This is a genomic window from Mycobacterium sp. 1245852.3 (genome assembly GCF_001669335.1).
Lineage (GTDB): Bacteria > Actinomycetota > Actinomycetes > Mycobacteriales > Mycobacteriaceae > Mycobacterium > Mycobacterium europaeum_A.
Map to the genome: position 1 here is coordinate 1 of NZ_LZLL01000561.1, position 2,157 is coordinate 2,157.

Genomic DNA, 2,157 nt, shown 5'->3' on the forward strand with positions numbered 1-2,157 from the left:
CCGCGCAGGATGGTGTTCGGCGCGGGCACCACCGAGTGGAAGCTCATGTAGTGGTGCAGGGCGACGGGGTCGATGCGGGTGTCCACGCCGCCGCCGGCCAGCAAAGCCGGCAGCGTGGACGCGAACCGAACCCGGTGACTGTCCTCGGTCAGATACAGCGGCTTGATGCCGAGGCGGTCCCGGCCGAGCAGCACCCGCCCGCTGTCGCGTTCGACGACGGCGAAGGCGAACATGCCGAACAGGTGGCTGACGAAGTCATCGCCCCACCGGTGGTAGGCCTTGATCAGGACTTCGGTGTCGCTGTGCGAGAAGAAGCGGTAGCCGTACCCGCTGAGCTCCTGGCGCAACTCCTTGTAGTTGTAGATGCAGCCGTTCCAGGCCAGCGACAGGCCCAGCTCCGAGTCGACCATCGGCTGGGCGCCGGCCTCGGTCAGGTCGATGATCTTCAGGCGACGATGGCCGAGCGCGACCCGGCCCTGCGACCAGGCGCCGCCCGCATCGGGGCCCCGTGGTGTCAGCACCGCGGCCATTGCTGAGACCGCCGCTACGTCGGGCGCCTGCCCGTCGAGTCGGACCTCCCCGGTGACTCCGCACACGTCTTCGACCCTACCGTTGCCCGGATCGAAGCGCGCGTGAGCTTCGCCAAAAGCGCTGCAACGGGCCGCCGACGGCCGCGGCCGACCCGTGGTGATCACCGTGATCGACGGATGTGTGAACTGGATCGCACCGTCGCGATGTACCGGCGAGACCGCTCATGACTTGGTGGGCGGCTCGTCGTCACCGGCCGCCGCGTTGAACCGTTCGTGCGGGGCCAGTTCGCGGCGGCGTTCCTCGCGGAGCAGCTGCCAAAGTTGGCGCCCGTAGCGTGCGACCGAGTCGGCGGACAGCATCTCGTTGTGCGTGCAGTCCACCGCGTGGGTGAGCACGTCGCCGGAGGCGTAGGGCTCCCAGGAGCGGGCCAGCAGCGAACTGCGGTCGCTTTGGTCCCGCACGGCGGAGAACACGCAGATGTCGCCGTCGAACAGCCGGGGCTCGTGCAGCCGGTAGAGCTCGATGTTGTCGTTGAGGTTTCCGGCCAGCAAATCGACGAGCCGTCGGTGCCGTGGTATGTCGGCGACGCCGGATTCGCGCAGGAGCTCCGCCAGTTGCTCGTCGGTGGGCGGCCCGGTCTGCGCGTCGACGCTGATGTTGTAGGCCCGCAGGACGTCGTCGAGCACCTGCTGCTCGCCCAGGGCGTGCTCCGGCAGGGCGATCGCGTCGTCGATGCTGGGCTGGGCGTCGAGCAGGATCAGGCGCCCGATCGCGCGGCCACGGCGCTGCAGCTCGATCGCGATCTCGTGGGCGACGACCCCGCCGAACGACCAGCCCAGCAGGTGGTAGGGCCCGTCGGGATAGACGTCCTGGATCCGGTCGGCGTGGATCTCGGCCAATTCGCGGACCGACCGCGGGGCGGCTGCATCGGCCGATTGGGTTTGCTGAATGCCGAAGATCGGGCGGTCCAGGTACTTGCCGAGCACCCGATACGGCCAGCTCACCCCGCCGGCCGGGTGGATGCAGAACAACGGCACCCCCGAACCCTCCCGGAGGATCTGCACGGGAACGACGTCGTCGCCGTCCGCCGACTCGGCCCGCAGCCGCAGGCTCAGCGCCCTGACCGTGGGCGCGTCGAACAGGGCCCGTACCGCCAGGTCAACGCCCAGGCTGGCGTTGATCGCGGCGACCACGCGCATCGCCGAGATGCTGTCGCCGCCCAGGTCGAAGAAGGAGTCGTCGACGCCCACCCGCTCCACGCCGAGCACCTGGGCGTAGCTATCGGCCACGGCCCGCTCGGTGGCGGTGGCCGGGGCCCGGTATCCGCTGCCGGTGTACTCCGCCGCCGGCAGGGCGCGCACGTCGAGTTTGCCGTTGGGGGTCAGCGGCAACGCGTCGAGCGCCACCACCGCGGCCGGCACCATGTAGACCGGCAACCGCTCGGCCAGCGCGGTGCGCGCCTCGCCCGGGTCGGCCGTGCCGGTGAGGTAGCCCACCAGCCGCTTGACGCCCGGCTGGTCCTCGCGGGCGATCACCACGGCCTGCTCGACGTCGTCCAGCGCGGCCAGCGCGGCCTGGACCTCGCCGAGCTCGATGCGGTAGCCGCGGATCTTCACCTGCTCGTCG

General features: G+C 70.5%; 1 protein-coding gene and 1 pseudogene. Both read right to left on the reverse strand.

What is annotated here, in order from left to right:
* Positions 1 to 530: pseudogene (locus A9W96_RS26255) on the reverse strand (N-acetylglutaminylglutamine amidotransferase); the annotation flags it as partial.
* A gap of 222 nt (positions 531 to 752) precedes the next feature.
* Positions 753 to 2,157, reverse strand: a 1,405-nt coding sequence (locus tag A9W96_RS26260) for a thioesterase domain-containing protein (RefSeq protein WP_156765422.1), incomplete at its 5' end; no start/stop codon positions are given.